Here is a 1,692-nt window from a genome sequence, read left to right as displayed (position 1 = left end):
GAGAGTGTAATCTAAACTGTGTAAGTAGAAGAGCGTACGGCTTCTACTTGCCAGTTTAGATTTTTTTTATTTACCAAGACTGATTATATATGGAATTGGAGGAATTTAAATGGCGAGAATTAAGCGTGACCCAAAATCAGTAGATCTAGCTCATAAAATTATCGAAGAATATGAACCGAAATCTGTAGATGATATGCAGAATGCCCTTAAGGATATTTTTGGACCAATGTTTGAATCTATGTTACAAGGAGAAATGAATCACCACCTAGGCTATGAATCGAATAATAAAGGTGAAAAAGACTCACCAAATAGAAGGAATGGTTATGGAAAAAAAACGTTACACACAAGATCTGGAGAAGTAGAAATTGATACGCCTAGGGATCGTGATGGTTCATTTGATCCGCAACTTATTCCGAAACGACAAAAGGACGTTTCAGCTATTGAAGACAAAGTGTTATCCATGTATGCCAAAGGTATGTCTCAGCGAGACATTTCGTCTACGATTGAAGACATATATGGTTTTTCTGTATCCCATGATATGATCTCTGATATAACAGATGCTATATTTCCTGAGTTAGAGGAATGGCAGTCCCGCCCACTCAATAATTGTTACACTTTTTTGTTCGTCGATTGTATGTTTACAACTATACGAAATGACTATGAAACGAAAAAGTACGCTGTTTATACGATCTTAGGCTATACCATGGAAGGTAAAAAGGACATCCTTGGAATATGGTTAAATGAGACTGAGAGTAAACACAAGTGGATGCAAATTTTTGATGAGATCAAAGCTAGAGGTGTTGAAGATATTTTCTTTATATCGATGGATGGTGTAAGTGGTCTTGAGGAGGGTGCTAAGGCTATTTTTCCTGACGTCATCGTTCAACGTTGTATAGTTCATTTAATACGTAATTCAATCAAGTATGTCCCAAGCAAGGATTATAAAGCCTTTACGGCTTCACTGAAAAAAGTATATGGCGCACAAAACCTTAGTGCTTGTCAAAGTGCGTTTGAGTCTTTCAAACAACAATGGTCAGCCTATCCTGGAGCCATAAATGTGTGGACGAATCAATTTCATCACGTCGAACAGCTATTTGATTATGGTAGTGCGATTCGCAGAATCATGTATACCACAAATGCAGTTGAGAGTATTCACTCTAGCTTTAGAAAGGTAACTAAAAAAGGAGCATTCCCAAATGAGAATGCCCTTTTTAAAGCGCTGTATTTAAGAATTAAAGAATTAGAAGAAAAATGGGAAGGTGGCCACATTAAAAACTGGTCGATGGTGATGAACCAGTTACTCGTTCACAAAGATCTTGAAAAACGAGTACAAAAATATAGTTAACTACTGGAGAAAATATAATATAAGAACTCGTATCACGATCGCCACCATTGACCTTCGCTTTTGTCCGTGTAGTGCTCATTATGCAGATAAGGCCAAAAATAAAGCCTGAAGGCTTCCCTGCAACAGATGATAACACGGACAAATCGATTCTAAGTATACGGACGGCCGGGGACCCCGTTTTCCCCAACCACCGCATACTAAGAATCGGCGCTACGGTCAATGGCAAGCAGCTGCCGCTGTGGCTAGCCCTGATAACTTTTAAGAGACTCTCGATCTTCAATAATCAAGTGTCTGCTTGGTTATTGAAAGGCCCATATAAAGCTACTTACACACTTTATTTGACAAGA

At 38.5% G+C, this 1,692-nt stretch carries 1 protein-coding gene; it reads left to right on the top strand.

Annotated features, from left to right (window positions below):
* Window positions 1–109: 109 nt before the first annotated feature.
* Window positions 110–1,345 carry an IS256 family transposase gene (locus tag AHA02nite_RS14920; protein ID WP_146818685.1) on the top strand — a complete coding sequence of 412 codons (1,236 nt, stop codon included), beginning with the start codon at window positions 110–112 and terminating at the stop codon, window positions 1,343–1,345.
* The last annotated feature ends 347 nt before the right edge of the window (window positions 1,346–1,692 follow it).

Source organism: Alkalibacillus haloalkaliphilus (genome assembly GCF_007991275.1).
Classification (GTDB): domain Bacteria; phylum Bacillota; class Bacilli; order Bacillales; family Alkalibacillaceae; genus Alkalibacillus; species Alkalibacillus haloalkaliphilus.
This window is presented reverse-complemented; position numbering and strand designations above follow the sequence as displayed.